The 4,924-nt window shown below is 52.8% G+C and carries 4 protein-coding genes; 1 reads left to right on the top strand and 3 read right to left on the bottom strand.

Translation table 11 applies throughout. From position 1 onward, the window contains the following. Nucleotides 1–74: 74 nt before the first annotated feature. The 3 genes from ACQUQO_RS17840 to ACQUQO_RS17850 form a co-directional block, all read right to left on the bottom strand. Nucleotides 75–1,841, bottom strand: coding sequence for a hypothetical protein (locus ACQUQO_RS17840; protein WP_435079946.1), 1,767 nt, complete (start codon nucleotides 1,839–1,841; stop codon nucleotides 75–77). 241 nt (nucleotides 1,842–2,082) lie between these two features. Further along, nucleotides 2,083–3,255 carry an IS701 family transposase gene (locus ACQUQO_RS17845; RefSeq protein WP_435079948.1) on the bottom strand — a complete coding sequence of 391 codons (1,173 nt, stop codon included), beginning with the start codon at nucleotides 3,253–3,255 and terminating at the stop codon, nucleotides 2,083–2,085. Between the two features lie 112 nt (nucleotides 3,256–3,367). After that, entirely contained in the window at nucleotides 3,368–3,931 is a 564-nt protein-coding gene (locus ACQUQO_RS17850) for a hypothetical protein (protein ID WP_435079950.1), read from the bottom strand. A 92-nt stretch (nucleotides 3,932–4,023) separates the two neighbouring features. Here ACQUQO_RS17850 and ACQUQO_RS17855 point away from each other — a divergent pair, with 92 nt between their 5' ends. Beyond that, a complete protein-coding gene (locus ACQUQO_RS17855) occupies nucleotides 4,024–4,572 on the top strand; it encodes a hypothetical protein (protein ID WP_435079952.1) in 549 nt (182 codons plus the stop codon). The last annotated feature ends 352 nt before the right edge of the window (nucleotides 4,573–4,924 follow it).

Below are 4,924 nucleotides of genomic sequence, written 5' to 3' on the forward strand. Positions count from 1 at the left end.
CCGTCTCGGTCTCCAATGCTTTGAAAACCTGTTCGACCGTCGCATTATCCGGTAGGACGGACTTGCTGGACACATCAAATCCGTCCTACCGTATTCCTTGTGAAGACTTCTGCACCACCGCCGTCCGTATGGAATGATTCGACGAGTTCGTCGAAGGTGACATCATTAACGTGTGTCGGGAATCGGACTGTTCCGGCGTCATGCGTATCGTTTTCGCCTGTCTCGTCGTCCGTGAGCGTGAAATCCACTGTACCCGGTAGAGAGTCGATGTACTCAGTTTCGAGGACATCCATACTTGGAGATCTCTTTTCGACGACTATCTCGGTGAACTCACGATCGGTTCCGAGTTGCTCTATGTTTTCGACCGCCTCAACAGCATCCTCGCGAGTCAGATTTGCTTCGATGCATTTGTCGATGATTGCCTCTTGATCAGCGGAGACGGCGAGTGGCATGGGGATCCGTTGCTGTGTGATTTTCTGGAGGAGCGCGATCTGTTCCATGCGTTCACGGTTAAGGAATTCCTCGAGTTCTGGAAGCGGGAAGTCGTCAGGAGTGCCGACTGGAATCTCGGTGTCGCTCTGCTCGTCGACGACTCGGGTACTATCGAGAGCACGGTCTTCGAGGAAATCTTGGAACTGGAGTAGCTCGTAGTATTGGAGTGCGTCGAGATCGTTGATAGTGAAGTTGATTGTGAGGTTGAGGATAGGGCGCGGTGTTAGCCCCACGAGTCCTTGCTGTGTAATTGAGACCAAGATGGGATAGTCGTCGGAGATATCGTTGTTGTTTCGAGTCGTCAGTACGAGGGTATCATCGTCAAGAGTGAGGCGGGCTGCGAACGTCCATTCGGCGGGTTCTGAAAGAAGCGCTGCTGTTTGTTCGGTTCGGGGTAGGATGAATATGCCGCCCGGCTGGTGTGCGGTAATCCAGTCTGGCTCACTGTCCTTGTTCTGCTCGTTTTCGTCGGTGGTGGTTTCTGTGTAGGTGAAAAACGAGATGTCGAATGGTTCATTTTTAATGACGGCGTGTGAGATAGTTTTGAGGTGCGTGAACAGGTTGTGTGTTTTCTCGATGACCGAGAGCGTATGCTCGAGCAGGAAGTCTATTGGAAGAATGGTGAGGTAGGGTTCCCCCTGGGAGTTTTTGCAGACAAACAGAACAAACTCCATATCCACTGCTGCATCAATTGCTTCTCCATCTGTCTCGTCGTCACCTTCGTGTGGGGTAAATTGGAGTTCGTTTAGGGATTGCGGGATTGCCCTGTTCCCGTGCTTCACAGCGTTGTAGACATCATGAAACATGGTGTAGAACTCGCCGATGGATCTGAGCTCGCTATCGAGGACAACCGTTGAGTCATCGATTTTACTCTGGAGTTCTTCGTCAGTGAATTCGCCTTCTCCGGGGTGCTCGACGGTGTCGAGGTACAGATATCCGAAAATGGTCTCAAGAACGGTCTGGTAGTCGTCTTCGATTTCATTTTCTGCTAACCACTCATCAATCTCGTCGTTCTGAAGATACTCAAAGAAGGTCTCGACTTCGCTCGGCTTAGTTCGAATGAGGTCAGCGATGAGATTTTCACGACCTTTAATGTATGCGAGAAGGTAGATTCCGAATGCTTCGACGTATTGGATGGCGGACTGGAACACCTCGACTTTGGCATGTACGTGGACCTCTTCCGTGATATCGCCAGCGTCGATGATGAGGTCGTCTCGTGCTTTATTGTGGGCATCTTTGATGTAGCAATAGAGGACATCGGGGTCGTGTATGATGTCAATGAATTCCTCGGGAGTTCGGGATTCGGAATCGCCACTGAACTCGAGGTCCCCAAGAGGATCATCAGTCATACTGGAGTGAACCAACAGAGCGGGTTAAAGTAGTGTGGTAGCTCTGTCGGACTACAGGCTATCTATCTTGAGCCGTCCGTAGTCCGCTAGCCAGAATTGGTATATAGAATACCTATCTCGCAGCTGCATCTTCCAACTGCTGGGAAAGACTCGCAGAAAACTATGGGTTCCTCTGAGCATCCCTATATCATACTGCGTCGACGCCCTCAGAAGAACGGACAATAAACACTGGACCTCGCACCTATATAAAGACCCCTTCGAGTTCATCCATGAGACCGTCTACTCCTTGATCAGCGTTGTTCAGTGTCCACGACAACAGATTCTGCACTGCTTCCTGCAGCGAGTGTTTGAGATCGTTGCACAGCGACGTCGTTTGTGAGAGCACGGTTCCCAGAGCGCTATCGGCAACACCCAGCCGAAGACAACTGTAGGCCAACATCAGCAGGTGCCAATGCCGATTGGCACCTGCGTCCCGCTCGACCTCGCAGTCCTCAAAGCCCAGGTCCTGCTTGCTGTCCCTGAAGAACGTCTCGATGCGCCAGCGCATCGAGTACGTGCGAATCAGCTGCGTCGTCGGTGCATCGATCTTGTTCGTCACGAGGTACTTCACCGGATTCTCCTCGTCTTCATCGTCGGTCACCTTCTCCGAGATGAGGACCTTCTTCTCGCCGAGCTTCGAGACGTTCAGCTTCTTGGTCCAGATGTTGTAGGTCTCGCCGTCGACCTCCCGCTCGGTCGTGTCGATGCGCTCTGCCAGCGCATCGACGCGGATCATCTCGCCGCCGTACTCGACGTGGCGGTTGCTCTTGAGCACGGAAATCCAGTCCCTGTCGTACGATTCGACGTGTTCGACGAGTTCCTGTGAACAGTACCACGAATCGAAGAGGTAGGTGTCCGCCGGAACACCTACCTCGTGAGCTTCATTGACAAGCGCTTTGGCGTGGTCGATTTTTGATTCGGCTTCCTTCTCGTAGAGACGGAAGCCGAGCGGGTAGGTGGTTTTCTCGTCGGCGTACTGGCTGAACACGAGGTTCTGGCCCCACACAGTGTCGTTTTCGGCGTGGTCGTAGAACCAGCCAGCGTTCGGCAGTTGGTCGCCAGTTCGGTGGGTGACGGAGTCGTCCAGAATGACGACTCCGTCCTGTGACCACCGCGTTTCGTTGCGCTGTTGGAGCGCGGTCAACCGCTCGCGGTTAAGCCGATCTTCGTCCCAGTCGTACTGATTCAGGAATTTGTTGAGAGCGCGTTCGCTCTTCGATTGAAGAACGCGTTTCGAGATGCCCTCGACGGTCTTATTGCCGGAGGCAATAAGGCCCGTCACGTAGGTTTTCGCGTGGTGTTTCTGCTGATACGAGAAGCACTCGAAGTCATCAATGAAATTCGTGCAGGACAGAAACTCCGTGATCGGCATCATCGGTCGCGTAATGACCGATTCGCGGCGGCCGGTTATAAACGTGCGAGGTCAAGTAAACAGAAGAGTGCCAGTTCCGCTTTTTACTTACTCGGTTTCTAACGATGGTTCGTAGTCAAAGCGTTTCGTCAACTGTCTCTCTGACACTCTCAAGAAGTTCGTCGGTTGTCGTCCATCGTGCGAGGCGATTGTTCTCTGCCATCGTCTCGAAAAGGGTTGCAATCATTGCGTCGAACTTCTCGTACTCAATATCAGAATCAATCGAAACGTCTCGGTAGTCACGCTTGAAGACGTACGTGTCCGCAAGCGGGACTTCGCCAAGTTCCAATTCGTGCCCACCGTCGTTATCTTCGGCGACCAGTAGTACGTAATTGGTGCCGATCAGCGTATAGCGGAATTTCAGGTAGAAATTCACCCACCGTTCGTTCGTTTCGTCGAGGTCATCAAGGAGAAACGCGCGTGCATCAGGGATATCTTCATTAATTTTGTCACGCACGGCTGTCAGGCGGTCCTTTGGCGTTTCACGTTCCCTCGCTGATTCGTAGTTCCCGAGGATGAAATATCGGGTGTCATTCCCGGTGTAGTCATCGAGGTCCGTGAAGAGCGCGATAGCCGCATCATGGAACTGTTGCACTCCCTCACCAGTATACCCGCCGAACAGGAAGTCAGCATCCTCCAACCGAGGTAAATCTTGGATGTGCGGTGGCGCGTCCGTCATTCAGTCTTAGTGGTGGTGTGGCACTTGTATATACCCACGATTCAGGATTGTCGATGGTCGTCGCAAAACATATGACGATGGAAACCCAAACAACGTGTATGTCCAAGGAGATGCAGCATGCGTCTAGGGCTGCTGATGACAGCAGTGGCGTCAAAACTGCCCTCCCAGAGCACGAGTTGGAGGTCGACCGTCTCAGCGATCTGCGCGCGATTCTCACCGAGACAAAGGTCCGTCTCCTTCAGCAAATTCTCGCCAGTCCCACCGCTGCGTTGAGCGCCGTTGAGCTTGCCGCCCGGAACGACATCACCGAGAGCACCATCCGTGACCACCTCCGTGATCTCGCCCGCCGCGACAGCCCCATCATTCAGACGATGGATGCCGAGACGGACAATTCCGTCCCAAACGGTATTCCGCGAAAATACTACGCTGTCACCGAATACGGCATCAACTTGCTCAACCAGGTCGGGCTCTACGAGCAGATTGGTATTCTCTACGATATGTACGAAGCGGCGGACCTCGAACTCCCCGATGCAGACGATCGTTCAGTCAGCATTCACGATATCGAAGCATATGAGCACCGCCCGACGCCAGACTGGCTGTGAACCACTCCTGCCGACTCAGTGTTTGTCAGTTGTCACCGTGAACAACGAGTCGTCGGAGAGGACACTATAGAACGGGTATGTCACACCTCTGTGAATAACTCACGGTCTCTCCCCTATCCACCGTCTCGTCAGGAATACGTTCATGTTAGTTGATTTTGATAACTTTCGATAGCGCGTACACAATAGTTCTGGCTAGATCAACTCCAATTCGCTGATTCAAACAATCTTATCGAGTCGCGGACCGATGGACGTATTTGCGCCAGGTATAACCAGTCTCAGTACCTCACAAAGCGGGTTAGATGAACGGGCTGCTTGGTCAGTTGATGCGACCGAACCAAGCAGCCAATGAACT

The organism is Halococcus sp. AFM35, assembly GCF_051195015.1.
Classification (GTDB): domain Archaea; phylum Halobacteriota; class Halobacteria; order Halobacteriales; family Halococcaceae; genus Halococcus.